This is a genomic window from Brevundimonas sp. (assembly GCF_013912065.1).
Lineage (GTDB): Bacteria > Pseudomonadota > Alphaproteobacteria > Caulobacterales > Caulobacteraceae > Brevundimonas.
Map to the genome: position 1 here is coordinate 224,589 of NZ_JACESA010000002.1, position 23,982 is coordinate 248,570.

22 protein-coding genes are annotated in these 23,982 nt (G+C 68.2%); 12 read left to right on the forward strand and 10 right to left on the reverse strand.

Annotation, left to right across the window (positions count from 1 at the left end):
• Positions 1–40: 40 nt before the first annotated feature.
• Complete coding sequence (locus H2037_RS02955) at positions 41–955, reverse strand: HEPN domain-containing protein (protein WP_292117523.1); 915 nt, start codon at positions 953–955, stop codon at positions 41–43.
• A 461-nt stretch (positions 956–1,416) separates the two neighbouring features.
• Here H2037_RS02955 and H2037_RS02960 point away from each other — a divergent pair, with 461 nt between their 5' ends.
• From H2037_RS02960 to H2037_RS02975, 4 genes are read left to right on the forward strand one after another with little or no spacing between them, the layout of a single operon-like run.
• Positions 1,417–1,908 carry an RNA polymerase sigma factor gene (locus H2037_RS02960; RefSeq protein ID WP_292117525.1) on the forward strand — a complete coding sequence of 164 codons (492 nt, stop codon included), beginning with the start codon at positions 1,417–1,419 and terminating at the stop codon, positions 1,906–1,908.
• Positions 1,909–1,921: 13 nt separating this feature from the next.
• Positions 1,922–2,905: a FecR domain-containing protein gene (locus H2037_RS02965; RefSeq protein WP_292117527.1), complete on the forward strand. Its 984-nt coding sequence runs from the start codon at positions 1,922–1,924 to the stop codon at positions 2,903–2,905.
• A 57-nt stretch (positions 2,906–2,962) separates the two neighbouring features.
• Complete coding sequence (locus H2037_RS02970; RefSeq protein WP_292117530.1) at positions 2,963–5,896, forward strand: TonB-dependent receptor; 2,934 nt, start codon at positions 2,963–2,965, stop codon at positions 5,894–5,896.
• Between the two features lie 6 nt (positions 5,897–5,902).
• Positions 5,903–8,428 (forward strand): prolyl oligopeptidase family serine peptidase, encoded by a 2,526-nt coding sequence (locus H2037_RS02975; protein WP_292117533.1) that lies wholly within the window; start codon positions 5,903–5,905, stop codon positions 8,426–8,428.
• Here H2037_RS02975 and H2037_RS02980 read toward each other — a convergent pair.
• Entirely contained in the window at positions 8,417–8,605 is a 189-nt protein-coding gene (locus H2037_RS02980; protein WP_292117536.1) for a hypothetical protein, read from the reverse strand. The two genes, H2037_RS02975 and H2037_RS02980, sit on opposite strands and share 12 nt — an antisense overlap.
• Positions 8,606–8,868: 263 nt before the next feature.
• Here H2037_RS02980 and H2037_RS02985 point away from each other — a divergent pair, with 263 nt between their 5' ends.
• Positions 8,869–9,009: a hypothetical protein gene (locus H2037_RS02985; RefSeq protein ID WP_292117538.1), complete on the forward strand. Its 141-nt coding sequence runs from the start codon at positions 8,869–8,871 to the stop codon at positions 9,007–9,009.
• Between the two features lie 482 nt (positions 9,010–9,491).
• Here H2037_RS02985 and H2037_RS02990 read toward each other — a convergent pair whose 3' ends face one another.
• Genes H2037_RS02990 through H2037_RS03005 form a run of 4 tightly spaced genes read right to left on the reverse strand, consistent with a single transcriptional unit; the run spans position 9,492 to position 12,796 of the window.
• A complete protein-coding gene (locus tag H2037_RS02990) occupies positions 9,492–10,169 on the reverse strand; it encodes an NnrU family protein (protein WP_292117541.1) in 678 nt (225 codons plus the stop codon).
• Between the two features lie 51 nt (positions 10,170–10,220).
• The gene (locus H2037_RS02995; RefSeq protein ID WP_292117544.1) at positions 10,221–10,868 is read right to left on the reverse strand and encodes an anaerobic ribonucleoside-triphosphate reductase activating protein; all 648 of its coding nucleotides are present in this window, start codon (positions 10,866–10,868) and stop codon (positions 10,221–10,223) included.
• Positions 10,861–11,040: an anaerobic ribonucleoside-triphosphate reductase gene (gene nrdD / locus H2037_RS03000; RefSeq protein WP_008261541.1), complete on the reverse strand. Its 180-nt coding sequence runs from the start codon at positions 11,038–11,040 to the stop codon at positions 10,861–10,863. Before nrdD ends, H2037_RS02995 begins: the two co-directional genes overlap by 8 nt.
• A 31-nt stretch (positions 11,041–11,071) precedes the next feature.
• Positions 11,072–12,796, reverse strand: coding sequence for a ribonucleoside triphosphate reductase (locus tag H2037_RS03005; protein ID WP_292117549.1), 1,725 nt, complete (start codon positions 12,794–12,796; stop codon positions 11,072–11,074).
• 271 nt (positions 12,797–13,067) lie between these two features.
• Here H2037_RS03005 and H2037_RS03010 point away from each other — a divergent pair, with 271 nt between their 5' ends.
• A complete protein-coding gene (locus H2037_RS03010) occupies positions 13,068–14,246 on the forward strand; it encodes an NnrS family protein (RefSeq protein WP_292117551.1) in 1,179 nt (392 codons plus the stop codon).
• 38 nt (positions 14,247–14,284) lie between these two features.
• Here the strand turns inward: H2037_RS03010 and H2037_RS03015 are convergent, their stop codons facing one another.
• Positions 14,285–15,112 (reverse strand): cyclic nucleotide-binding domain-containing protein, encoded by an 828-nt coding sequence (locus tag H2037_RS03015; protein WP_008259927.1) that lies wholly within the window; start codon positions 15,110–15,112, stop codon positions 14,285–14,287.
• Between the two features lie 587 nt (positions 15,113–15,699).
• Here H2037_RS03015 and H2037_RS03020 point away from each other — a divergent pair.
• Positions 15,700–16,110 (forward strand): response regulator, encoded by a 411-nt coding sequence (locus H2037_RS03020; RefSeq protein ID WP_008262946.1) that lies wholly within the window; start codon positions 15,700–15,702, stop codon positions 16,108–16,110.
• Here H2037_RS03020 and fixJ read toward each other — a convergent pair.
• Both fixJ and H2037_RS03030 read right to left on the reverse strand, forming a co-directional pair.
• On the reverse strand, positions 16,085–16,723 hold the full coding sequence (gene fixJ, locus H2037_RS03025) for a response regulator FixJ (RefSeq protein ID WP_232216245.1): 639 nt from the start codon (positions 16,721–16,723) through the stop codon (positions 16,085–16,087). The two genes, H2037_RS03020 and fixJ, sit on opposite strands and share 26 nt — an antisense overlap.
• The gene (locus H2037_RS03030; protein ID WP_008258641.1) at positions 16,686–18,203 is read right to left on the reverse strand and encodes a PAS domain-containing sensor histidine kinase; all 1,518 of its coding nucleotides are present in this window, start codon (positions 18,201–18,203) and stop codon (positions 16,686–16,688) included. Before H2037_RS03030 ends, fixJ begins: the two co-directional genes overlap by 38 nt.
• A 170-nt stretch (positions 18,204–18,373) precedes the next feature.
• Here H2037_RS03030 and H2037_RS03035 point away from each other — a divergent pair, with 170 nt between their 5' ends.
• From H2037_RS03035 to nirK, 5 genes are all read left to right on the forward strand, one after another.
• Positions 18,374–18,817, forward strand: coding sequence for a pseudoazurin (locus H2037_RS03035; protein ID WP_292117559.1), 444 nt, complete (start codon positions 18,374–18,376; stop codon positions 18,815–18,817).
• A gap of 102 nt (positions 18,818–18,919) precedes the next feature.
• Positions 18,920–19,609 (forward strand): helix-turn-helix domain-containing protein, encoded by a 690-nt coding sequence (locus tag H2037_RS03040; RefSeq protein ID WP_154725576.1) that lies wholly within the window; start codon positions 18,920–18,922, stop codon positions 19,607–19,609.
• Positions 19,610–19,648: 39 nt separating this feature from the next.
• Entirely contained in the window at positions 19,649–20,335 is a 687-nt protein-coding gene (locus tag H2037_RS03045) for an alternative oxidase (RefSeq protein WP_154725596.1), read from the forward strand.
• A gap of 14 nt (positions 20,336–20,349) precedes the next feature.
• Positions 20,350–21,705 carry an oxygen-independent coproporphyrinogen III oxidase gene (gene hemN / locus H2037_RS03050; RefSeq protein ID WP_154725577.1) on the forward strand — a complete coding sequence of 452 codons (1,356 nt, stop codon included), beginning with the start codon at positions 20,350–20,352 and terminating at the stop codon, positions 21,703–21,705.
• A gap of 94 nt (positions 21,706–21,799) precedes the next feature.
• Positions 21,800–22,801, forward strand: coding sequence for a copper-containing nitrite reductase (gene nirK / locus H2037_RS03055; protein WP_292117563.1), 1,002 nt, complete (start codon positions 21,800–21,802; stop codon positions 22,799–22,801).
• On the opposite strand, the gene H2037_RS03060 is transcribed toward nirK, so the two are convergent.
• Positions 22,795–23,895, reverse strand: a complete 1,101-nt coding sequence (locus H2037_RS03060; protein ID WP_292117565.1) for an FAD-binding oxidoreductase — start codon at positions 23,893–23,895, stop codon at positions 22,795–22,797. The two genes, nirK and H2037_RS03060, sit on opposite strands and share 7 nt — an antisense overlap.
• Positions 23,896–23,982: the final 87 nt, after the last annotated feature.

Here is a 23,982-nt window from a genome sequence, read left to right on the forward strand (position 1 = left end):
CCGCAGTTGGCGCATCGGCGACGTTCGGTGGGAGCAAGGCTCAGCTGGCGGCGTTGCGCCGCAGCGTTTCGATTCGAGCGCGGCAAGCGGCGCTAACAAGCCTTTCTAGGTTCCGCGCCGCCGAAGACAGCCAAAATAGATCCTCGGCCGAGAGATCGTAGTTGTCGGCGTAACGCGCCTCCACATAGGCGCGCTTCAGCATTTCGAACCGGCGGCGGTCGGCGCGCTGCTCGCGCGGCCACGCGGCCACCAGCGCTTGATCGATCGCCTCCGCTTGAGACCGGAGGAATTTGATGTTGTGAGAGCGCGGGAAATAGAAGGTGTGGACGAGAAGGAAGCAGGCGTAAGAGCGCTCTACGGCTTGATGAAGTAGGAAGGCGGCGTCTTTGATGTTTCCTCGTGAAGCGTAGAACTCGCTGCCAGCCAAGGCTTCTGTGATCTTGGCGGACCATTCAACGAAATACCGCTCCGCCATCTCGACCGCTTCTTGCGGTGATAGCGGCTTGGGGGTCGCGAAGGCGTGGCCGGGCAGGGCGTAGAGTTCGACGCCGTCCTGGATGACGCTGGTCCAGAAATACTGGCCCTGGCTCAGACCCTGGTTCACCTCGCCCATGGTGTGGACGATGAGGTTGACGATGCGGCCGATGGCTGGGTCGCGGGCGATCTTGTCCTCGGCGACATACCAGTAGTGGGAGATGTCGGTCAGGTTGGGATGGCTGACGATCGCGAGGATGTCGAAGTCGGACTGGTAACCGGTCTCGGGCGCATCGACCCAGTCGTCGCGCGAATAGGAGCCGAACAGGATCAGCTTGAGGATCTTGCCGTCGCGCCGCCAGGACTGGGTCGGGCCGCCGCCGGACTGGATGGCGCGGTCGAATTCGTCCAGCAGGATGGTCTTGATCCGCTCCAGCTCGCGCTGCTGGCGCTCGGGCAGATGGTCGAGGGCGTCCTTCATGATGATTCGAGTCTAACACGGGATGGGGGTGACGGCAGCGCTTGGACCCGTCGTCGGGGTTGTCCTGCGACGAAAGGAATCAGGCGGAGGCGTCCGACCGGAAGTGTGAGAACATGACTGTCGGCATGGCCGACGCCTTTGGCGCGGGGGGCGCTTGGACAGGGCGGCGGCAATCCGGTCGGACCGCGGCATTCTACGCGGGGTTCGCCCGGTCGCAACCCGGCCTCTTGTCAGGCGGCGATTTCTGGATGAGACTCCTGGTGCGTTCGTAGGGACGCCGAGGCGTGAGAACCTCGATTGAACTGTTCGACCTGATATTACGCTCCGTGCTCGGGTGGCGTGCGCGTATGTCCAGGCCTTGCCCTTTGGGGCGAGGCTAAAGGCGCTCGCGCGTGTCTCAATCCACGTTCTCAACATCCGGCATCGGCCGGGTCCGCCTCTTTGCGAAAGGAGGCGGACCCGTGTCGGATCAGAGCCAGCGCATCGGAAGGCGAGACGGCCGTCTGGCCGGACTCTATCGCGATCACGGCGGCTGGCTGACCCGGTCCCTGCGCCGGCGCTTCGGCGACGAGAGCGACGATATCGCCCACGAGACCTGGAAACGGATGGTGGCTTTCTATGGAGACGCTGCGGAGGTCCGGTCGCCTCGCGCGCTCCTGCTGACGATCGCCCGACGATGCGCGGCGGACCTGGGCCGCCGTCGGACACGTGGCGACGAGACCCGCAGTGGTCTCGACTGGGGCGATCAAGGCGCCGCCGCCGCTCAGGACGAGGCGCTTCTTCTGCAGCAGATCATCCTTGGGTTGCCAGAACCGCTGCGCGATGTCTTTGTGATGTCGCGTTTTGTCGGTCTCAGCAACGCCGAGATCGCCGAGCGCCTGGGCATCGCCCAGAAGACCGTTGAATGGCGGATGACCAAGGCCCTGGCGCATTGCGCGGCCCAGCTCCGCTAGAATGGGGCGGACGATGAAAAGCCCGACCAATCGGGTGCGAACGGCCGAGCGTGAAGCGGCGGAGTGGCATCTCCGCCTCGGGGCGCCGCGCGTGAGCACCCAGACCGTTCAAGACTTCTTCGAATGGCGGCAAAACCCCGAGAACGCCGCCGCCTATGGCCGCGTCGAATCCGTCTGGACGGGCGCGCGGGCGCTGTCGGGCGCGCCCGCCGTCGGCGAGGCGGTCGCGGCGGCCATGGCGCGCAGCCCCCGGCGGCCTTGGTCGCCCCGAGGCGTCGCTGCGCTCGCCGGCGCCCTGGCCGTGGTTGTGGCCGTTGCGGGCACCGGGCTCTGGGCCTCGCAGCGCAACCTCTATCGCACCGAGATCGGCGAGCAACGCGTCGTCACGCTCGCGGACGGGTCGTCGGTCCGCCTCGACACGGATTCGGTCGTTCGGGTGCGCTTCGCACAGGGTCGCCGGGACGTGCGGCTCGAGCGCGGCCAGGCGCTGTTCACCGTCGCTCATGATCCGACGCGGCCTTTCGTCGTCCTCGCCGGCGACACGGCGGTGACGGCGGTGGGGACGGTCTTCGACGTCCGACGCACGGGGGCGGCCGCGCGGGTCACCCTCGTCTCCGGCGTGGTTGAGGTTCGAGGTCCGGTCGGCGGTTCTCAGCGGCGGCTGACGGCGGGTCAGCAGGCGACCCTGTCGCACGCCGGGCCCGTCGTGCGCGCCGTGGACGTCCGCAGCGTCACCGCGTGGAGCCAGGGCCGTCTCGTCTTTCGCGACACGCCGCTGGCCGAGGCGGTGGCCGAGGCCAACCGCTATCTGGAGGATCCGATCGTGCTCGACGCCCCGGGGCTCGCCCAGGCGTCCGTCAACGGCGTGATCCGGACCGGCGACAGGGCCGCCTTCGTGGAGGTCGTGTCCGCGACCTTCGGTCTGAGGTCTTCTCGGGATCCGGACGGCCGGCTTCGTCTGACGGCTGAAAATAATTCGCCGGGGGCTCCGGGGTAGGCCGGGGTCCAGGCGGTCTCTCTCCCCGACGTCATTCGCGTCGTGGGGAGAGAAGTGATGAATCGAGTGAGCTTGTTGTGCGGCTGCGCCTTGGCGACAGCGACGTTCGCGGCCGGGCCGGCCGGGGCGGAGGCGGCGCAGACCTACGCCATCCCGGCCGGACGCCTGGCCGACGCCCTGAACCTCTACGCGTCCCAGTCGGATCGGCAGATCTTCTTTTCGAGCGCCCTGGTCGAGGGTCTTTCCTCGGACGGGCTGACCGGGCGCTACGGGCCGGACGCGGCGCTGGACCGCCTTCTGGCCGGGACGGGTCTGACCTGGTCGACCACGCGTCCGGGCCTCATCTATCTGCGCCGGATCGAGACCGACGTGCGTCCGCCGGCGGCGGCGCAGCTGTCCGAGATCGTCGTCACCGGCACCCTGTTGCGATCCTCAGGGCCGCCGTCGTCTCCCGTGACGATGCTGGATCGCGACGCGCTGGACCGGAGAGGCCTGGGCACGGTGGCCGAGGTTCTGGCCGAACTGCCCCAGAACTACGCAGGGGCAGGCACGCCGATCGCGACGACCACGGGCGCGGACCGGGGCGGCTCCAACGGCGCCTATGCCTCGAGCGTGAACCTGCGGGGCCTGGGGCCGCAATCGACCCTTCTGCTGATCGACGGCCGGCGTCTGGCCGGCTCCGGCTTCCGCGGCGAGCTGAACGATCTGTCCGCCGTTCCATCCGGCGCCGTCGAGCGCGTCGATGTCCTCCTCGACGGCGCCTCCGCCATCTACGGCTCGGACGCCGTGGCGGGGGTGGTCAATGTCATCATGCGGCGCGCCTTCGACGGTCAGGAGAGCCGGCTGCGCCTGGGCGCCGTGGAAGGCGGCGGCGAGGATCTGATCGTGTCGCACGCCGCAGGCCGAACCTGGGACGGCGGTTCGGCGCTGCTGGCCTACGAATATCAGCACGCCCAGGGGCTGTCGTCGCTGGACCGCTCCTATACGCGCGACGGCGACCTGCGGCCGTTCGGCGGCTCGGATCGACGCAATCTGTTCAGTTCGCCCGGCAATATCGTCGTCTATGATCCGGTCGCCCGGGCCTATCGGTCGCAATGGGCCATTCGCCCGCCCGCCGGCGGCGCGGCGACCTCGCCGGCCGACTTCGCGGCGGGCGAGACCAATCTCCAGGCCGTGTCCCTGGGCGCCGACCTGACGCCCAGTGTGGAGCGGCACAGCCTCTACGGCCGCCTGCGCCAGTCGGTCGGACGTCTCGATCTGACCGGGGATCTGCGGTTCAGCCGCCGCGACTATGAGCTGGCCGGAGCGGCGAGCCTCGGGGTCTTCACCGTGACCGCCGCCAATCCTTATTTCGTCTCGCCGAGCGGCGCGGCGGCGCACACCATCGCCTATTCGTTCGAGGGCGATCTGGGGCCGACCCGGCAGTTCGGCGCGTCCCGCAGCCTCGGGGCCTCACTGGGCGGCGCCTACGACCTGGGCGGCGGGTGGTCGCTGGACGGTTATCTGGCCTATGCGGAGGAGCGCGGCGAAAGCGGGGTGACGAACCGCCTCAACACCGCCTTCCTGAACGAGGCCCTGGGCGTGACCGCCGACAATCCGGCCACGGCCTTCCGGGCCGCCGTCGACGGCTATTTCAACCCGTTCGGCGACGGGGCGGCCAATACGGACGACGTCCTCGCCTTCATCGGCTCCGGTTCTGTCGCCGGGCTCGACCGTAGCCGCCATCACACGCTCAATCTGATGATCGACGGACCGATCGCGCGTCTGCCGGGCGGGGAGGTGCAAATCGCCGTCGGCGGCCAGCTGCGCCACGAGACCTTCGCCAGCCGCACCGAAAGCCTGACGGGCGCGCAACCGGTTCTTTCCGTTTCGCCGGATGCGGAGCGCGCCATCGCCGCCCTGTTCGGCGAAGTGCGGATTCCGCTGATCGGCGAGGACAACCGCCGCCCCGGCGTCGAACGGCTGGAGCTGTCGCTCGCTGCGCGGTTCGAGGACTATGACGACTTCGGTTCGACAACCAATCCGAAGCTGGGCCTGGTCTGGTCGCCGAGCGAGACGGTGCGGGTGCGCGCGTCCTACGGCTCCTCGTATCGGGCGCCCTCGCTTCAGCAAAGGAGCGCGCCCTCGGTCACGAGCGGAACCTTCCTGGCGCGGGAAGGCGGGGGGCAGGCGCTCGTCCTCTATCTCTACGGCGGCAATCCCGCGCTGAAGCCGGAGACGGCGGACACCTGGACGACCGGGGTGGAATGGCGCCCCGGGTCGGCGACGACGCTGAGCCTGACCTATTTCGACACCCGGTTCGAGGATCGCATCAGCCAGCCGGTCACGGAAAACCTGTCGACGGCCCTGATCGACCCGACGCTGTCGCCCTTCGTCCGCTTCCTCGATCCGGCCGGAAACGCCGACGACCGCGCCCTGGTCACCGCCTATATCACCGCCCCCGATTTCCCCTTGGGCGGCCAGTTTCCCGTCGAGAGTTATCAGGCGCTCGTCGACGGCCGTTGGGTCAATGCGGCCTCGGTGATCGTGAGGGGCCTGGACGTCAGCGGCCGTACGACGATCACGCGCGGCGATCAGCGGATCGCCGCCGAAGCCTCCGCCTCCTATCTGCTCGACTACGAGACGCGGACCACCGGGGCGGCCCCCTCGGTCGACGCCCTGGGGCGGGTCGGGCGGCCCCAACGGCTTCGCGCGCGGGCGGGGGCGACCTGGAGCCGCGGGGCCTGGTCCGCCGGCCTCTTCGCCAATCACGTCTCAGCCGGCCGCGACGTCTCGAACCGGGCGGTGGAGTCTTGGACGACGGCGGACGCCCGTCTCGCCTGGTCGCCGTCCGCGTCATCCCTGGGCGGCCTAGAGGCGGCCCTGTCCATCCAGAATCTGTTCGATCGGGCGCCGCCCTTCTACGACGCCGCCGGCGGGTTCGGGTTCGATCCGGGACAGGCCAATCCCTATGGGCGCATGGTCGCGCTTCAGCTGATCCGGCGCTGGTAGGCGGTCATGCTGAAATTCCTGCTGCGGGCGCTTTTGGCGTCCGTGCTGGCCTGCGCGCCTTGGGCTTACGCGACCGGGGCTTACGCGACCGGGGACTGCGCGACCGGGGACTGCGCGACTGCAGCCGGCGCGACGGGGGCCACGGCCGAACCGGCTCGACCGCTGACCCTGGACGACGTCCTGCGGATGGAGTCCTTCGGGGCGGCGAGTCTGTCGCAGGACGGGCGTTGGGCCGTGTTCGAACGCCGCACCCCGTATGAGGACCTGCCGCGCTATGATCTTGGCCACAGGTCGGTCTGGGCGGGCAGCCGGCTCTGGATCGCAGACCTGAACGCGCAGGCGCCGGCGGCGCCTCTGCTGCCGGAAGGGGAGGGAACAGGCATCACTCTGGGCGGCTGGTCGCCGTCGGGGACGCAGCTGCTGGTCTTTCGGCTTCGCGGCCGAACCTGGGAGGCCGGCGTGGTGCGGCTGGCGGATCGATCGGTGCGCTGGACCGGCCTGACCCCGGATCTGCCGCTGACCGGGGCGGCCTTCGCCTGGCGCGACGAGCGTCGGCTGCTGCTGACCACACGGCCGGACGGGGGGCTGCCCTGGCCCCTCGCCTATGACGGGGACAGCCAGATCAAGACCGTGGCGCTCTGGCGCGAGGCCGAGGCCGGTCGATTGTCGAAGGTGGCGTTCGACACCCAGGCGGGCGTGCTCTCCGGCGCGGACGCCCCGGACCGGCGACTGATCGAACTCGACACGCTGACGGGCGCGGTCCGCCCCCTGTTCCACGGCGCCGTCCAGGACTTCGCCCTGTCGCCGGACGGGGCTATCGCCGCCGTCGTGACCGGCGCCGCGCCCATTCCCGTATCGCATGATCACGTGGTGCAGATGGATCTGGCCCGACGCGGTCGTCTTACACTCGTTGACCTCGCCGGCGGGCCGACGACCGCCCTCGACGCGCCCTTGGACGTGGCGCCGCATCTGCTGCGGTGGTCGGCTGACGGCGCGCGCCTCTTGATCTGGGCGCGGACTGACGGCGAGGACTGGCAGGCCGGCGGCTTGGCGTCGGTGACGCGGGACGGACGGGTCGCCTGGCGCGGACGGGGCGCGCTCGATCCCCTGCCGGCCGGAGTGACGATCGATCAGCTCCGCGGCGTCACAGCCGACTGGCTGGGCGAGACGCCGTTGCTGTATGCCCGCGACGGGGCCGGGGACCGGTTCGACTGGTTCGCGCTCGAGCCGGGCGGGCCCCGGATCCTGACCGCCGCCCTGCGGCGGCCGCCCGGTCGCCTGTCGGCGGCCCCGGACGGACAGGTCCTGCTCGTCGGCGACGGATCGGTGTGGCGGATACGGGACGGGGGCGTCGCCGAGCTTGTCGGCGAGCGCGGCGGCTATGTCGACGCCGGCTTCAATGATCTGCAGAAGCCGGTCCGGCTGCGGTCAAACGAAACCCCGCGCCGGGCGGCGGCCTGGGTCGAGGCCGCGGGGGTGCTGACGTCGGTGGAGCCGGACGGTCCTCATGTGATCGGTCCGATCGGCGAGGGCGGCCGGGTGGCGGCCGTCGGGGATCGCTCGGCCCTGGTCCTTACGGCGCGACAGGGCGTCGCCGCCCTGGACCTCCTGCGGGATGGTCAGAGCCGCCGGCTGGCGACGCTGAACACAGGATTCGCGTCGCGAACCTTGCCGCAGCCCGTCGCGGTGGAGCATCGGGACCGCCTGGATCGCCCGGCGCGGAGCTGGCTCTTTGTCCCTGCGGACCGGCCGCTGGATCGCGCGCGCGGCCTGATCGTCATGCCCTATCCCGGCGCCCTGGACAGCGGCCGCATCCAGGACCCCTTCAGTCTCGTCTATGGGGCCCGCGCGGCGCTGCTGGCGTCGCAAGGTTTCGCGGTCCTATCGCCATTTCTGCCGATCGATGCGCCCGAGGGCCTGTCGATCGAAGAGATCGGGCGAGGCGTCGGCCTGGCGCTGGATGCGGCGCTGGCGGCCTATCCAGCCCTGCCGGCCGATCGGGTCGGTCTGCTGGGTCACAGCCATGGCGGCTATCTGGTGCTCGGTATGGCCGCGCGATCCTCACGCTACCGGGCGATCATCTCCTGGGCCGGCATGAGCGATCTGGCCGGGGAGTGGGGCGAGTTCACCCCCGTCAGCCGCACCGCGCCGGCCGAATTCGCGACCCTGCGCCAGCAGAGCGGCTGGGTCGAGACCGGCCAGGGCGAGATCGATGGGCCGCCTTATCGGGATCCGGACGCCTATGTGGCGGCCAGCCCCTATTATGAGGCCGACCGGATCCAGGCGCCGGTGCTGCTGATCACCGCGGACCGCGATTTCGTGCCGATATCGCAGTCCGAGCGGATTTTCAGCGCGATCAACCGGGAAGGCGGTCGGGCGCGGCTCGTGACCTATTGGGGGGAGGGGCATTTCAACTGGAGCCCGGCCAATATCCGCGACATCTACCGAGAGATCGACAGCTGGTTCGATGAGGCCTTCACTGGGTCGTCGGTCGCAACGACCCGCGCCGGACCCAGGCTTTTAGAGCCGTAATCCTGATGTCGTTTCATGGCAATCGATCGCGCGCGCCGGTCGGACTCCACGCCCTTTGATGATTTCGGCGGCGCGGAACGCCAAGCCGACGACGCCGCGTCCCCATTGGAAATGCTGGACATGAGTCAACGACTGCGCCTCCGTCAGAAAGCCGCCGAAGCCGATGAAGGCGATCAACTACGATCTGTCAATCGAGCGCTACAACGGCGACACCGGCGCCTATTCGCTGGGCCTGTTCTAGAAGGATACCGAGAACTTCCTGTTCCGTTCGGCCTCCAGCAACATCCGCGACGGTACGGCGGGGGCGAACATGGGGCCGGACGGCGTCACCATCTCCATGCCCAACAACGGCAAATGGGCCGAGGTTTACGGCGCCGAGATGAGCGCCCAGCAGATCTTCTACGGGTTGCCGGGCGCCCTGTCGGGGCCTGGGCGCCAGCGTGAACGTGACGCTGCAGCGCCCGGAAGCCGAGACTGGAATCTCCTGGCACCCGGCGGGCTACACCCTGCCGCTGATGGAGACGCCCGAGGCCATCGCCAATGTGCAACTGTTCTGGCAGCACAGCGGATGGGAAGCCTAGGCCGCCTAAGCTGCCAGTCGGAGTTCCTTGAAGGCATTTACAGGCCGGGCACTGGACGCTGTCCGACTGACGAATTTTAAACGCTAAGTGTTGGCTTCGCCGTCGGACGTGCGGGATGTAGCGACGACTCTCAGCCTCTCCAAGCCAGAGCAAGACGCCGTGGACGGCCTCATCGTCGGCACGCCAAGAAGCGTTTGCCTATTTGGAAAGCGGCCCCGATCCGGAACTGCGCCGATGGCGCAGCATAGTGTGGAGACCCAGCAGCAGAAGATCCGCCAGATGCGGGCCTATGGTGGGACACCGGCATCCGCGTCCTCGGCCCACGCCCATTGAGGCACCCGATGGAACCCGCCGCCGGCGTCTTGGGACCGAACCTCAGGAATGTCGATTCGCGCCCACGACGGCGCCGGTCTTGACGACAGTCGCGCCTGAAGCCCGCCGTCGGTCTGGACCTCGGCGCCGGCTCCAGGGGCGCGCGACGCTCAGCCCGACAGGCCGGCGAGAGGGTCGACGCCGATCAGCCGGGGATGGAGCAGGATCAGGGTCCCGTAACAGACCAGGCCGGCCAGACCGCGCCACAGATCCGAGGGTCGAAAAAGGCTCACGAAGGGGGTGTCCCGGGTCGCTCTTCGCATGTCGCGCCACAGGTTTAGGCGTCTTGCGCCCTCGCGACGATCAATCATGGTCTGGCCGATTAGCGCCATGGCGCCGAGCAGCCCGAAGAGCACGACATGGGCCAGATCGCCATTGGCGACCAGATGGGCCAGGGCCCACAAGGCCAGGGCCGTCAGGATGGGGTGGCGGATCCACCGGGTCAGGCCGGGGCGGGTCGGGTCGAAAGGCGCTGGGCCGCCTCCGCCTCCGAAGGAGAAGGGATTGGGCCGTCCGAGCGTCAAGGCGAGGATCAGAACCGCCGCGGCCATCGCCCCGAGGACCAAGAGGTTCTGCCAGGGGGCCCAGGGCCAGATCATCAGGCGCGGCGCCCGGTTCGTCGCCATAATCAACCAGGCCAGAAGGCCCAGAGACAGAACCGAATAGATCCAAGTGAACCCCGTCTGTCCTAGCATCCGCTTCAGAGGCGCCCGAAGCCCCGGTCGAAGCGGGGCCCAGTGCGCGATGAAGAACGCCGCCAGGGCGGCGATGAACTCAATCCAATCCACGACAGGCTCCTGATCGAAGTCCGGGATCGGGCTCGGTCCGGCCCGTACGGGTCAGGCCGGGCCCCATTCCATCTCCTCATCCGTCACCTGCAGCCCGGAGTCCAGACAACCTGTGGACCGAAAAGCCTGAAGCCGCGACGGGCCGGCGCCTTCCTGTTCCAGGTCCTCGTGCAGACGGTCGAGACGCGACGCCGGATGCAGCCGAGGGTGGATCGTGGTGCGCAGATCGTGGGGTTTTCCACTATCCAACAGCAGCCGCAGGCTGGCGCGGGCGCGACGGCCGCTGCCGCGGGCGCGGGTCAGGTCGTCATAGTCGTCGAAGGCGGTCTTGACGTCGAAACCCACCCAATCCACCAGCGGCAGAACCCGCGCCAACCGCGACGGATAGGCGCCGCCGGTGTGCAGGCCGATGCGGAAGCCCAGGGATCGAACCTGGACGACGGCATCGATCAAGCCCTTCTGCAATGTGGGTTCGCCGCCGCTGAAGACGACGGCGTCCAGCAGGCCGCGCCGACGATGCAGAAAATCGAGCGTCGTCGGCCAGGACAGAAGGGCGGCGCCCCTGACGGGCAGGAGGTGGGGATTGTGGCAGTAGCCGCAGCGCCAGGGACACCCCTGGCAAAAGACGGTCGCCGCCAACTGACCGGGCCAGTCGCAGACCGACAGAGGCTCGAACCCGCCGACGAGCAGCTCACTCAAGACCGGCGGCCCGTTCGCTGAAATAGAGACGCTCGCGGAACTCGCCCTTCTTGCCGAGATTGAACGACGAAACGGGGCGGTGATAGCCCATCACCCGCGTCCACACTTCGCAGGGTTGACGCTCGCTCTGGGGAATACGGTCCGCAGCTGAGGCGGGACGGTTCTGAGACATGATAAGCTCCTGGGTTTCGAAGGGGACAGTGTCAGGCGGCCGCGCGGGCGCGACGGGCCAAGATCACTTCGTCGCATTTGGGGCAGAACGGGTGCTCGCCGGCGAGGTAGCCGTGCGTGGGGCAGATGGAATAGGTCGGGGTGACGGTGATGTAAGGCAGGCGGAAATTGGCCAGGGCGCGCTGGACGAGTTTGCGACAGGCCTCGGCGCTGGAAAGGCGCGCGCCCATATACAGATGGAGCACCGTGCCGCCGGTGTATTTGGACTGCAGGATCTGTTGGCGATCCAGAGCCTCGAACGGGTCGTCGGTGTAGCCGACCGGAAGCTGGCTCGAGTTGGTGTAATAGGGGTTTTCGGGCGTTCCGGCCTGGAGGATGTCGGGCCAACGACTCCGGTCTTCCTTGGCGAAACGATAGGTGGCGCCTTCGGCCGGCGTGGCTTCCAGATTGTACATGTGGCCGGTCTCGTCCTGGAAGGCGAGGATCCGGGCGCGCACATGATCCAAAAGCCGCTCGGCCAGGGCGTGGCCCGCCGGGGTGGTGACGTCCTCCTCGTCGTCGGTGAAGTTTCGGATCATCTCGTTGATCCCGTTCACCCCCAGGGTGGAGAAGTGGTTTCGCAGCGTGCCCAGATAACGCCGCGTGTAGGGAAACAGGCCGTCGTCCATCAGGCGCTGGATCTCCGTGCGCTTGATCTCCAGACTGTCGCGGCCCAGGTCCAGCAGCCGGTCGAGATCAGCCAGAAGCGCGGCCTCGTCGCCCTTGCGCCTGTAGCCGAGCCGGGCGCAGTTGATGGTGACGACCCCGAGCGACCCGGTCTGTTCGGCGCTCCCGAACAGACCGTTGCCGCGCTTGAGCAGTTCCGTCAGGTCGAGCTGAAGCCGGCAGCACATGGACCGGACCATGTGCGGCTTGAGATCGGAGTTCAGGAAATTCTGAAAATAGGGCAGGCCGTATTTGGCCGTCATGGCGAATAGCCGTTCCGCGTTCTCGTGATCCCAGGGAAAGTCCGGCGTGATGTTGTAGGTCGGGATGGGGAAGGTGAAGGCGCGGCCCAGGGCGTCGCCTTCGCTCATGACCTCGATGAAGGCGCGGTTGATCATGTCCATCTCCGGCTGGAGGTCGCCATAGGCGAAGGGCATGGCGTCACCCCCGATCATTGGAATCTGCGCCTTCAGATCATCAGGGCAGGTCCAGTCGAAGGTCAGATTGGTGAAGGGCGTCTGCGTGCCCCACCGGGAGGGCACATTGAGATTGAACACCATCTCCTGAAGACACTGACGCACCGCTTCATAGGGCATGGCGTCTTTGCGGACGAACGGCGCCATATAGGTGTCGAACGAGCTGAAGGCCTGGGCGCCCGCCCATTCGTTCTGCAGGGCGCCCAGGAAGTTGACGACCTGACCGACTGCGCTGGACAGGTGGCGAGGCGGCGCCGACTCGATCTTGTTGGCCACCCCGTTCAAGCCTTCTGTGAGCAGGGTTCTGAGCGACCAGCCCGCGCAATAGCCGCTCAGCATGTCCAGATCGTGGATGTGCAGGTCGCCCTCGCGGTGGGCGGCGCCGACGGCGGGCGGATAGAGGTGGGACAGCCAGTAGTTGGCGATCACCTTGCCGGAGACATTCAGAATCAGACCCCCCAGGGAATAGCCCTGGTTGGCGTTCGCGTTCACCCGCCAGTCCTGCCGGTCCACATATTCGCGAACCGTCTGAACGACGTCGATGGATGGGGCGGCTGGGCGGGTGGCGGTCAACATATGGTATGTCGTTCCTGGTGAATGACTACATGTTGGGTTTTTTCTTAGGCCCGGGTCAATGCGGCGCGGTGCGGCATCGGGCCGCGCGGCGCCGACCGATAAGCCGAATTCAGATGTCGTTCCCGGGATTGATCGCCATCAAGACGAGGACGGCGACCGCGCACGACGGGCGCTGTGACGCGCCGAAACATCGATCAGAGAACAGGAGTTTGCGCCAAGGCAAGGCGCCCGTCGCCGGGCGGCGCCAGAAGGGAGAGCAAGGAGTTCCGTCATGACCACCGATCGCCCCCTTCGCGCTCTTTCAACGCCCGTCCTGTTCAGCTTAGGGCTTCGGCCCTTCTTCCTGTTCGGCGCCCTGTGGGGAGCGATGGCGGCGCCGCTCTGGGTCTATGTTCTGGCGCATGGCGACGGACGGATCGCCGGTCGCGCGGGGATGGACTGGCATATCCACGAGATGCTGTTCGGCTATGTCGGCGCCGTCATCGGTGGTTTTCTTCTGACCGCCGTGCCGAACTGGACCGGTCGCGCGCCACTCGCGGGAACGCCGCTGGCGGTGTTGTTCGGGCTCTGGGCCGTCGGACGTCTGGCCCTGTCGACCCCCGGAGCCGACGCCTTCACCCTGCTGATCCTCGACGGCCTCTATCTGACAGGGCTGAGCCTGGTCGTCTGGCGCGACGTCCTGGCGGCGCGCAACTGGCGCAATCTCGGCGTCGCCCTGGCCGTAACCGGACTGGCCGCCGCCAATCTGGCCTTCCACCTCAGGTCAGGAGAGGCCGGCGGTCTGGACGCCGTGGTGCGCGCCGGTCTAGGCCTGATCGTCATGCTTCTGGTCCTGATCGGCGGCCGTGTGACGCCGAACTTCACCCGCAATTGGCTGGCGCGCCAGGGAAGAGGGCGGCTGCCCGCCCCTGCCTCGCGGTTCGATCTGGGGGTCATGGCGTTTACCCTGACGGCTCTCGTCGCCTGGGTGTGGCGGGCCGACCATCCGGCGGTCGGAGTGGTCCTGGCCTTGGCGGGGCTCTTGAACGGCGTGCGGCTGGCCCGGTGGTGCGGCTGGCGCACCGTCGGCGAGCCGCTGGTCTGGATTCTGCACCTCGGCTACGCCTGGCTCGCCGTCGGCCTGGTCCTGCTGGGGCTGGCCGCCATGGGGGCGAGCTTTGCGCCTTCGGCGGGCGTCCACGCCCTGACGACCGGGGCCATGGGGGTGATGATCCTGGCGGTGATGACCCGGGCCACGCGCGGCCATACGGGACGGCCGCTGGAGGCGGACCGGGCCACGGTGGTCTTGTATGGGCTCGCCAATCTCGCCGCCGTGGTGCGGGTGGCGGGCGGGCTGTGGCCGGAGGTCTATGGCGCGGCCCTGATCGTCGCGGGCGGCCTTTGGGCGGCGTCTTTGCTCGGCTACGCCCTTGTCTACGGGCCGATGTTGCTAGGACCGCGCTTGAGGTGAGGCGCCGCGGCTTGACCGGTGGATCGTTCGGCCTGAACTCAGGCCGTGCGCGGCGCGGCGGAGACGCCGGAGGGGGCGGGCGGCGGAGGCGCGCCGGGCGTCGTGGTCAGGCTTTCGGTCCCCGCCCGTCCGATCGGAAGCGGGCCGGCCTTGACGTGGTTGTCGATGAGCGGCGAGGGGCGGGCCAGGCGCTCGAGCGCGCGAGGGCGCGCCAGGTGAATTTCCGGGCCTCGCACCTGAACCCCGTAGTCCGCCAGTTGGGCGAAGGCGCGCGACAGATTCTCGGGCGTCATGCCGAGGAGAGAGGCCAGGACGCGTTTCCCATACGGCAAGACGATATGATGAGGGTCGCCCTGCCGGGCGCTTTGCGCCAGAAGATAGTTGGCCACGCGTTCCAGGCAGCCGCGCAGCTTGTGAGCCTTCACCATACGCACCACGCCGCGGTAGCAGCCGGCCAATTCCTGCACTACGGCGAAACCGAAGGCGGGGTCTTGCCGCGTGGTCCGGCGCAACGCCTCGCCGGACAGCATCAGCACCTCCGACCGCTCCAGGGTCCGTGCGGACATCAAGGCCGGCGCCTCGAGCATCACGGCCGCCAGAATAAAGGTCGAGACGGGGCGCAGAACGGCGAGAACCGCCTCTTTCTCTTTCCAACTCCCCTGGAGCTCCACAGCGCCGTCCAGCAAGACATATAGAAAGTCGACCGGATCGCCCTCCATCAGCAGAGTGGTGCCGGCGGGAAACCGTTGCAGAAAAGCCCCGGCCGTGGCGTCGCGGAAGACGCTCGGGGTCATGTCCGCGAACAGGGGCAGGGTGCGGATGCGGTCAAGGTCTGTCTGACGAATGGACATGACCCACAGGATCACGTCGGACGAGATTTCCGATTGATCCCGATCAAATCGCCTTCAAAGGGGTGAAGACTCCGCCCGTCGGTGTTCAAAGGCGTCCGATTTGCGCAAAGGCAAGGCGGGCGACGCCGAGACCGGTCATTCTGACGCGCACGAGATGTTGCGGCGGACCGGATGGCCATGGCCCCACGAGCGGAGAAGACGGGAAAGACCGGGATCCGCGCGGCCGCGTGGGCCCTGTCCCAAGCCGTTCGCCTGGCGGATCGGCTGGAGCCGGTTCATGCGGCCGACGACAACTGGCCCCATGGGCTGGGCGATCTACTCGCCGAATTGCAGGACGGCCTGGACCTTTGTCAGGCGCGCGAGACTGGGCGGTTCGCACAGGATCAGGCCCCGGCCTCTCAGACGCGGCGTCGCGCTGAGATCCTTCGCCGCGCTCGAGCTCTGGGGGCGGTCGAGCGCGCCCTGGAGCAACTCTCGGCGTCCGCCTCCGCACCCGCAGACTGGCTTCGTCTTCAGGCGAGCTGCCGGGTCGTTACGCGCGCTCTGCGCGATTGCTGGGCGTTCGAAAGGCCGAGCGGCGGCTGCGCTTGCGCTGAGGCGGCATGATGGTCGCGCCCCTCGTCCTTCTGGTCGATGACGACCCTGCGGTGGCGCAATCCGTCGCCTTTGCGCTCGAAACCGAAGGCTTCAGGGTCCGACGATATGGCAGCGCCGAGGCGCTGCTCGAGGCCGTGGAAGATCGCGTCGGGGAGGGGGCGGGATTGCGGGCGGCGCGCTGCCTCGTCCTCGACTATCATCTGCCGGGTCTGGACGGGCTGGCGCTTCTGAATCGACTGAGAGCCGCGTCGCTCGCCGGCGGCGCCATACTGATCACCACCCACCCGCGCCGCGGGGTCTGCGAAGACGCCGCCCGCGTCGGCGCGGTCCTGCTTGAGAAGCCCCTCATCGGAGGCGCCCTGCTCGAGGCCGTCAGGGACGCCTGCGGCCTCAGCCGCCTCGCGTCAGAACCGTGACGCGAACCAGCTCGGACAGGCTGCGCACCTGCATCTTGGTCATCACATTGGCCCGGTAGACCTCGACGGTGCGCGGACTGATGCCGAGATCATAGGCGATCACCTTGTTGGCATGGCCGGCGACGAGCCCCTCCAGAACCTCTAGCTCGCGTTGGGACAGCGAAGCGAGGCGCTCGGCGACGAGAGGGTCCCGTGCGGCGGTGCGGGCGCCGTCGGGTTCCGCGAGCGCGCGCTGGAGCGCCTCGATCAAGACGGCGTCGTCGAACGGCTTTTCGATGAAGTCCTGGACGCCGGCGCGCATCGCCTCCACGGCCAAGGCCAGGTCGGCGTGTCCCGTCATCACCACGATCGGAGTGGTCGCGCCGCTCGCGCGCAGACGCCGCGCCAGATCGATACCGCTCATCTCGGGCATGCGCACATCAGTGAGGATGCAGCCCGACAGGGGTTCGCGGCGCGCCGCCTCCAGCAGTTCGAGCGGTGAGGCGTAAAGCCGCGGCTCCAGGTCGTTCGTCGAGATCAGAAAGGCGAGGGAGTCGCGCAGGGCCGCATCGTCATCGACCACGTGCACTGTCGTGTCAGCCTGGATCATCGTCGCCATCGGTGTCGTCTTCATCTGCGGTCTTCAAGGTAAAGGCGAACTGCGCGCCGCCCTCCGGACGCGGGGTCGCCCAGATGCGTCCGCCATGCGCTTCGACGATGGTTCGGCAGATCGACAGACCCACGCCCATTCCCGTTCGCTTGGTGGTCACAAAGGGCTGGAAAAGCATATCCGCCACCGACGGGTCCAGTCCCGATCCCGTATCGGCGACGGTGACGCAGGCCTCGTCGGCGCATCGCGTGAGCGATATGGTCAGATCCCGCCGGGGCTGGTCTTCCATGGCCTCGATGGCGTTGCGGATCAGATTGAGCACGACCTGCTGGATCTGGACACGATCCGCCAACACCAGATCGACGTCGGGCGGGAAATCGAGCGTGACGCGCACGCCATGCTCTTTGGCGCCGACCAGCGCCAGGGCGCCGGCCTCCTCGATCAGCTTGGGCAGGCTTTCGACGCGGCGTTCCACCTCGCCGCGCGCGACGAAGTCGCGCAGCCGGCGAATGATGTCGCCCGCGCGCAAGGCCTGGGCTCCGGCCTTGCGAAGCGCGTCCTTGAGCACCTCGCGCGGCAGTTCCTCACGATCGAGCAGACGCGCCGAGCCGTTGAGATAGTTGGCCATGGCGGTCAGGGGCTGGTTCAGTTCGTGGGCGAGGGCCGAGGCCATTTCGCCCATGGCGGTCAAGCGCGAGATATGGATCAGCTCGGTCTGCAACTCCTGTAGCCGGGTCTCCGTGGCCTGGCGGTCCGTCAGGTCGCGAATAAAGCCGGTGAAGTAGCGTTCCTCGCCGGACTGCATCTCGCCGACCGCCAGTTCGAGGGGAAAGGTCGCCCCATCGCGCCTTTGACCGACCACGACCCGACCCTGGCCGATAATCCGTCTTTCGCCTGTCCGCCGATAGCGCTCGAGATAATCGTCGTGTTGCGCCTTGTAGGGCTCGGGCATCAGCCGTTTGACATTCTCCCCGACGACCTCGCTGGCCGTCCAGCCGAACATCCGCTCGGCCGCCGGGCTGAAGGACCTTATGACGCCCCTTTCGCTGATCACGACCATGGCGTCAGGGACCGTGTCCAGGATGGACTGCAGATGCGCCTCGCGCGCGCGTAGGTGAGCGTTGGCCGCGACGACGCCGCGGCGGCCCCGGTGAAGAAGTTCCCCGCCCACGCTCAAGCCGATTCCGACAGCCAGAAAGACCAGGGCGGTGGCGATGTCGCCGCCGGTCCTTGGCCCAGCCTGCCAGGTGATCAGCAAACCCCCGGCGGCGCCGAGCAAGGCGGCGAGGGCGCCGGCGCCGAATCCGCCCACGGCGGCGGCGGCCGCGACGGCAGGGACGAAGAAGAGAAAAGCGATCCGCTCGCCCAGCATGGGCGCCATCGCCCACCGCGCGGCATAGGCCAGGCCCACTCCGCCCAGAGCGATCGCGGCGCCGACCAGATGCCGGTGCGGTCGCACCCGTTCGGCCCAAAAGAGCGGCGCGCTGATTCGGCTGGTTTTCATCGGCCTCCATCCGCCTGTTCAGGCGAGTCTGGCACGTCCGCCGACGAAGAACCATCCGGGGGGAGGAGGGAGCCTTGTCCTTTGCGCGCGCGCAAAGGCGCCAAGGGCGCCGGTTGCTAAGAGACCGGCTGCGGACGGGACCGGGCCGCCGCCTGCGACGGGAGATTTCGATGACCACGCGACGGGCGCTGCTGACGGCGGCGGCGGGATGGGGGCTCGGCGGCGCGTCCGCCGCGCGCGTCCACCGCGTTCAGATGCTGAACCGCGGGCCGGGCGGAGCCATGGTGTTCGACCCGGCCTTTCTGCGCGCCGAAATCGGAGATCTCGTTCGCTTCGTGCCGACCGATCCCGGACATAATGCGGAGGTCATCGTCGGGCTTGCGCCGACGGGAACGCCGCCGACGCGCGGCGCCATGGGGGCGGTGTTCGACCTTCGTCTCGAACGACCCGGCCTCTACGGCGTCAAGTGCGCGCCTCATTTCGGCATGGGCATGGTGGCTCTGATCGCCGTTGGCGATGTCCGCGCCAGCCGCTCCGGGTTTGAAGCCGGTGTGGCGCGCCTTCCAGGGCTGGCCCGACGACGCATGATCGAGGCGCTGGCGAGACTGGGTTGATCCGAGACGGCAACTCGGGTCTTTCCCCTAGGCGACACACCCGAGTACCGAAATCGGCCTGTCCCCCGTAGCGTCACGGCGTTGAATAAACCCGAGGTCGCCATGTCCGCAGCCCTTCTCGCGATGACCCCCGAGCCGCTCGAGCGTCCGCTCCCGACGCCAGAGCCCGAAGCCATGTGCCCGCTCAACGCCGCCTTCGCCGACAGTCAGGCTCTTCGCACCACCGTCGATCTGGGCGACGACCTGTTTCTCGCCGGCGCGGCCGCCGACTACGCCTATCGCGTGGAGGCGGGCGTCTTGATGAGCTATCGCCTGCTGCGGGACGGTCGTCGCCAAGTCGTGGACTTCCATCTGCCTGGCGAATTTCTCGGGCTTGAGGCGGGCGTGGACTATACGACCGCTGTGCAAGCCATCACGCCGGCCGTCGTAGCCGGGATGCGGCGTCGGCGTCTTTCGGCCTTGGCGGCGACCGATGTCCGCCTGACCGGCGCCCTGTGGGCGGCCTCGGTGAGGGTCTGCCAACGCAGTCAGGATCACGCCGCCATTCTCGCTCGCCAAAGCGCCACCGAACGGGTCGCCGCCTTTCTTCTCGCCTACGCCCGACGAGTCGGATCGCTCGACGACATGATCTTGCCGATGAGCCGCCAGGACATGGCGGACTTCCTGGGTCTGGCGATCCACACCGTCTCGCGCACCCTGACCCAAATGGAAGGCTCCGGCCTGATCTCGGCGCGCTCCAGTCGGCACGTCCGGCTGGTCCGCCGCGACCGGCTTGAAGCCCTTTGTTCCTAATCCGGTCTGTGAAGACCTGAAACGAGAAAGCTGATGAATATGACTGACCTTCTGAGTGATATCGACGTCCATCATGCGCCGCGTTCGGTGTCTGATCGCATCGCCTGGGGTTTTGTGAAGTCGCTCCGCTTCTGCGCGGACACCTTCTTCGCCAAGCGTTACGGCCACCGGGCCGTGGTGCTGGAGACGGTGGCGGCCGTGCCCGGCATGGTCGGAGCCACCCTGACCCACCTGAAAGCCCTGCGGCGCATGAGCGACGACCGCGGCTGGATCCGCACCCTGATGGACGAGGCAGAAAACGAGCGCATGCACCTGATGACCTTCATCGAGGTGTGCCAGCCGACCCTGTTCGAACGTTTCATCGTCATGGCCGTGCAATGGCTGTTCTATCTCTTCTTCTTCGGCCTCTATCTGGTCTCGCCCCGCACCGCCCATCGGGTCGTCGGCTATTTCGAAGAAGAGGCGGTGATCAGCTACACCCATTATCTTGCTGAGATCGACGAAGGGCGTAGCGAGAACGTCCCTGCGCCAAAGATCGCCCGCGACTACTGGGGTCTGCCCGCGTCCGCAACGCTGCGTGACGTGGTCCTGGTGGTGCGCGCCGACGAGGCGCATCACCGTGACGTCAACCATGGCTTCGCCGATGAACTGGCCGGCGGACCGGTCAAGGCCGTGCGGCCGGGTCCTGCGCATGTTCCGCTTCAACCGCATTGGACGGTTGCCTGAGGCGGGGGATCGCGATGCCGACCTCCCTGCCTCAGGCCTGGATGACGCATGCCCGTCGGACCCTGCCACGCTACACCAGCTATCCCACCGCCGTCGCTCTGCGGCCCGGGACGCTCGAAGAGGTCGAGACCTGGTTGATCGCGGATGAGGGGGAGAGCCTCTCGGTCTATGTCCACATCCCCTTCTGCGATCGACTGTGCTGGTACTGCGGCTGCCACACCAGCATTGTCTCGGACTATGAGCGGGTGGCGGCCTTCCAGGCCCAGTTGTTGCGGGAGATCGCGCTCTGGGCCGAACGGCCCGGGGTGCGGCGCGGGGTCGTGCGCCATCTGCATTTCGGCGGCGGCAGCCCCAACATCCTGCGGCCTGCGGATTTCGTCGCCGTCGTGGACCGGCTGAGGTCGATCTTCCGCTTCGCGCCCGACGCGGAGGTGGCGGTCGAACTCGACCCGGCCCGACTGGAGATCGGTTTCATCGCGGGCCTCGCGCAAGCCGGGGTCACGCGGGTAAGCCTTGGGGTTCAGACCTTCGACCCGGCGGTCCAGGCGCGGGTCAATCGACCGCAGCCCTATGCTCAGGTGGCTGAGGCCGTCGAGGAATTGCGGCGCGCAGGGATCGCGGGCGTCAATTTCGATCTGATGTATGGCCTGCCCGGTCAGACGCCGGACAATGTGGCCGAGACGGCGGACCTGGCGGCGGGGCTCGCGCCCGACCGACTCGCCGTCTTCGGCTATGCGCATGTGCCCTGGTTGAAGAAGCACCAGAGCATGATCGCCGAGACCGAACTCGCCGACGCCGCCGGACGTTGGGCCCAAGCCGGGGCGGCCCACGACCGACTGGTCTCGGCCGGTTACGAGGCGATCGGTCTGGACCACTACGCGCGTCCCGACGATCGTCTGTCGCGCGCCCTGGCGCAGGGCGGGCTGCGGCGCAATTTCCAAGGCTATACCGACGATCCCGCGCGGGTGCTCGTGCCGCTGGGGCCGTCGGCCATCGGTCAGTGGCCGACGGGACTGGTGCAAAACGCCGCGGATGCGCGGGTCTGGCGGCAGGCGATCTCCGATGGCCGGCTGCCGGTCGCACGGATCCTGCCCCTGACATCCGAGGATCGGCTTCGGGGGGCGGTGATCGAAGCCCTGATGACCGGGCTGTCGGCGGATGTCGATCAGATTTCCCAGAACCACGGGCAGTCTTCCGATCACCTCGACGCCTGTCTGGACCGGCTTCGGGAGGCGGCGGACGCGGGCTTGTGCCGGATCGACGGGCGGCGCGTCTGGATCCCGGACGCGGCGCGGCGGCTGGTTCGCACCGTCGCGGCGGCGTTCGACGCGGCGGGCGAGCCGCCGCAACGCCATGCGCCGGCGGTTTGACGACGCCGGGGCTTGAGGGGCGTCAAGCCATTGAGCGCGAGGGGTCAAGGCGCTCGCGGTCGGGCGGGCCTAAATTCCTGACAAAGGAGACCCCATGCGCCCTCATTCCCTGGCTCGACTGGCCGCGCTCGTCGCCCTAGCGGCGGGGCAGGCCGCAGCCCAGACGCCCGCCGCGGACATCGTCCGTCGCGCCGACGACCTGCCGGCCCCGCTCACGGCCAAATCCCCGCGGACGCATCAGGTGCGGTTGGAGGCGATTGAGCGTGACGGCGCGCTGTCGGACGGACAGACCTATCGCTATTGGACCTTCAACGGTCGTACGCCCGGCCCCTTTTTAAGGGTGCGCGTCGGCGACAGGATCGAACTGACCCTCGCCAACGCCGCCGACAGTCAGATGATGCACAATATCGATCTGCACGCCGTGACCGGGCCGGGAGGCGGGGGCGGGGTCACGCGGGTCTATCCCGGCGAGAGCGCCAGCTTCCGCTTCAAGGCCCTGGCGCCGGGCCTCTATGTCTATCATTGCGCCGAGGCGATGGCGGCCCAGCACATCGCCAACGGCATGTACGGCCTGATCCTGGTGGAGCCCGAAGGCGGACTGCCGCCGGTCGATCATGAATTCTATGTCATGCAGGGCGAAATCTACGCCGAGGCGGACGGCGAGGGCCGTCTGATCGAGGATCTGGATCGGCTTCTGGAGGAGCGGCCGTCGCATTATGTGATGAACGGCGCGGTGCGCGGCCTGACGGGCGAGCGTCGCATGCGGGTGCGGGTGGGCGACACCGCCCGCCTCTATTTCGGGGTCGGCGGTCCCAACAAGACCGCCAGCCTGCATCTGATCGGCGAGATCATGGATCGCGTCTATCCCAACGCCGCCTTGACGGACGCCCCCTTGCACAATGTCCAAACCGTCAGCGTGCCGCCTGGCGGCGCGACCGTCGTCGAGTTCACCTTCCAGGTACCCGGAGACTACGCCCTGGTCGACCACGCCCTGACCCGGGTCGATCTCGGCGCCCTGGCGGTCATCCAAGCCGAAGGTCCGGCGTCGCCCGAGGTGTTCGACGGGCGAGAGCCGCACGGCCCTCACAGTCACTGATCCCCGATAGGGGCGCGTCGGAGCCTTTGCGGAGACAGGAGGGCGGCGGTCAAATCCTCGGCGACGAGCGCCTCTGGCCAGGGGGCGCCGCCCAGCATCGCGGCGGCCGCCTGACCGAGCGCGGGCGCGCTCTGGACCCCGGACCCGCCCAAGCCCGCGATCCAGAAATAATCCGCCGCATCGGTCGCCCAGCCCGCCACCGGATCGCGATCCGCCGCGAAGCTCCTCAGACCCGCCCAGTGCGCCGTCGGCGTCCACTCGGTCCGCCCGGTCAGATCGTTCAGGCTTTCGCTGGCCAGAGCGACGGAGAGGGGATCGGACTGGGCGTCGCAGGGCGGGGACGGCGTCTCCTCGCAGGCGCTCGCCCAGACGGCGTCCCCGGCAGGACGCAGATAGCCCTGTCCGTTCGCCTGTTTGAGGATCGGCCAGGTCCGCACTTCCACGGCAGGCGGGGGCGCGGCTTCGATCAGGGTCCGCCGGTACGACTGCAGCCCCAGGGGCTGGACCCCGGCGAGACGCGCCATCTCGTCGGCCCAGGGGCCAGCGGCGTTGACCAGGACCGCGCCGGCAAGGGTCCGCTCCGCCGATCGAAGCCGCCAACAGCCCTGACGCCGTTCGATCGTCTCGGACTCGAAGCCGGTGACGATCGGGCCGTGCCGCAAGACGGCCCGGCGCAAGCGATCGACCAGGCCGGCCAGGTCGATCAGGCCGGCGTCCGTCTCCAGGAAGCCCAGGGTGGTCGTCCCTGCCCGGAGGCCGGGCGCGAGCTTCGCGATCTCGGCGGCGTCGATCCGTCGTCCCCGTCCCCATTGCTGGACGGCGGCGAGATCCGTCTCTTCGGACGCCAGATGGAGGGCCGCGCGCGGCTCCAGCAGATCAGGAGCCAGAAGGCCCCGAGACGCGCGCGCCAGCCTCGAGACGACGGGGCCGCCATAGGTGGGGATGAACATGGCGGCCGCCCGGCCGCTGGCGTGGCGACAGAGCCAGGCCTCGCGCTCGACCAGGCAGAGCCGGCGGTGCGGCGCCAGGGCGGCGGCGACGGCCAAACCCGCAAGGCCCCCGCCCAGGATCAGAAACTCGAATCTGTCTTGCATGGCGGCTCCCGTGGCCGGGACAGCCTATCGGCGACGGCGGCCGCAAGGATTGAGGCGGATCAAGCCCCGAAATGACGCCGGGCAGGA

Bases quoted from the DNA above. Each gene is read 5' to 3' on its own strand.
- H2037_RS02955 (WP_292117523.1), bottom strand. From the start codon at position 955: ATGAAGGACGCCCTCGACCATCTGCCCGAGCGCCAGCAGCGCGAGCTG.
- H2037_RS02965 (WP_292117527.1), top strand. From the start codon at position 1,922: ATGAAAAGCCCGACCAATCGGGTGCGAACGGCCGAGCGTGAAGCGGCG.
- H2037_RS02970 (WP_292117530.1), top strand. From the start codon at position 2,963: ATGAATCGAGTGAGCTTGTTGTGCGGCTGCGCCTTGGCGACAGCGACG.
- H2037_RS02975 (WP_292117533.1), top strand. From the start codon at position 5,903: ATGCTGAAATTCCTGCTGCGGGCGCTTTTGGCGTCCGTGCTGGCCTGC.
- nrdD (WP_008261541.1), bottom strand. From the start codon at position 11,040: ATGTCTCAGAACCGTCCCGCCTCAGCTGCGGACCGTATTCCCCAGAGC.
- H2037_RS03005 (WP_292117549.1), bottom strand. From the start codon at position 12,796: ATGTTGACCGCCACCCGCCCAGCCGCCCCATCCATCGACGTCGTTCAG.
- H2037_RS03010 (WP_292117551.1), top strand. From the start codon at position 13,068: ATGACCACCGATCGCCCCCTTCGCGCTCTTTCAACGCCCGTCCTGTTC.
- H2037_RS03020 (WP_008262946.1), top strand. From the start codon at position 15,700: ATGATGGTCGCGCCCCTCGTCCTTCTGGTCGATGACGACCCTGCGGTG.
- fixJ (WP_232216245.1), bottom strand. From the start codon at position 16,723: ATGAAGACGACACCGATGGCGACGATGATCCAGGCTGACACGACAGTG.
- H2037_RS03030 (WP_008258641.1), bottom strand. From the start codon at position 18,203: ATGAAAACCAGCCGAATCAGCGCGCCGCTCTTTTGGGCCGAACGGGTG.
- H2037_RS03035 (WP_292117559.1), top strand. From the start codon at position 18,374: ATGACCACGCGACGGGCGCTGCTGACGGCGGCGGCGGGATGGGGGCTC.
- H2037_RS03040 (WP_154725576.1), top strand. From the start codon at position 18,920: ATGTCCGCAGCCCTTCTCGCGATGACCCCCGAGCCGCTCGAGCGTCCG.
- H2037_RS03045 (WP_154725596.1), top strand. From the start codon at position 19,649: ATGACTGACCTTCTGAGTGATATCGACGTCCATCATGCGCCGCGTTCG.
- hemN (WP_154725577.1), top strand. From the start codon at position 20,350: ATGCCGACCTCCCTGCCTCAGGCCTGGATGACGCATGCCCGTCGGACC.
- nirK (WP_292117563.1), top strand. From the start codon at position 21,800: ATGCGCCCTCATTCCCTGGCTCGACTGGCCGCGCTCGTCGCCCTAGCG.
- H2037_RS03060 (WP_292117565.1), bottom strand. From the start codon at position 23,895: ATGCAAGACAGATTCGAGTTTCTGATCCTGGGCGGGGGCCTTGCGGGT.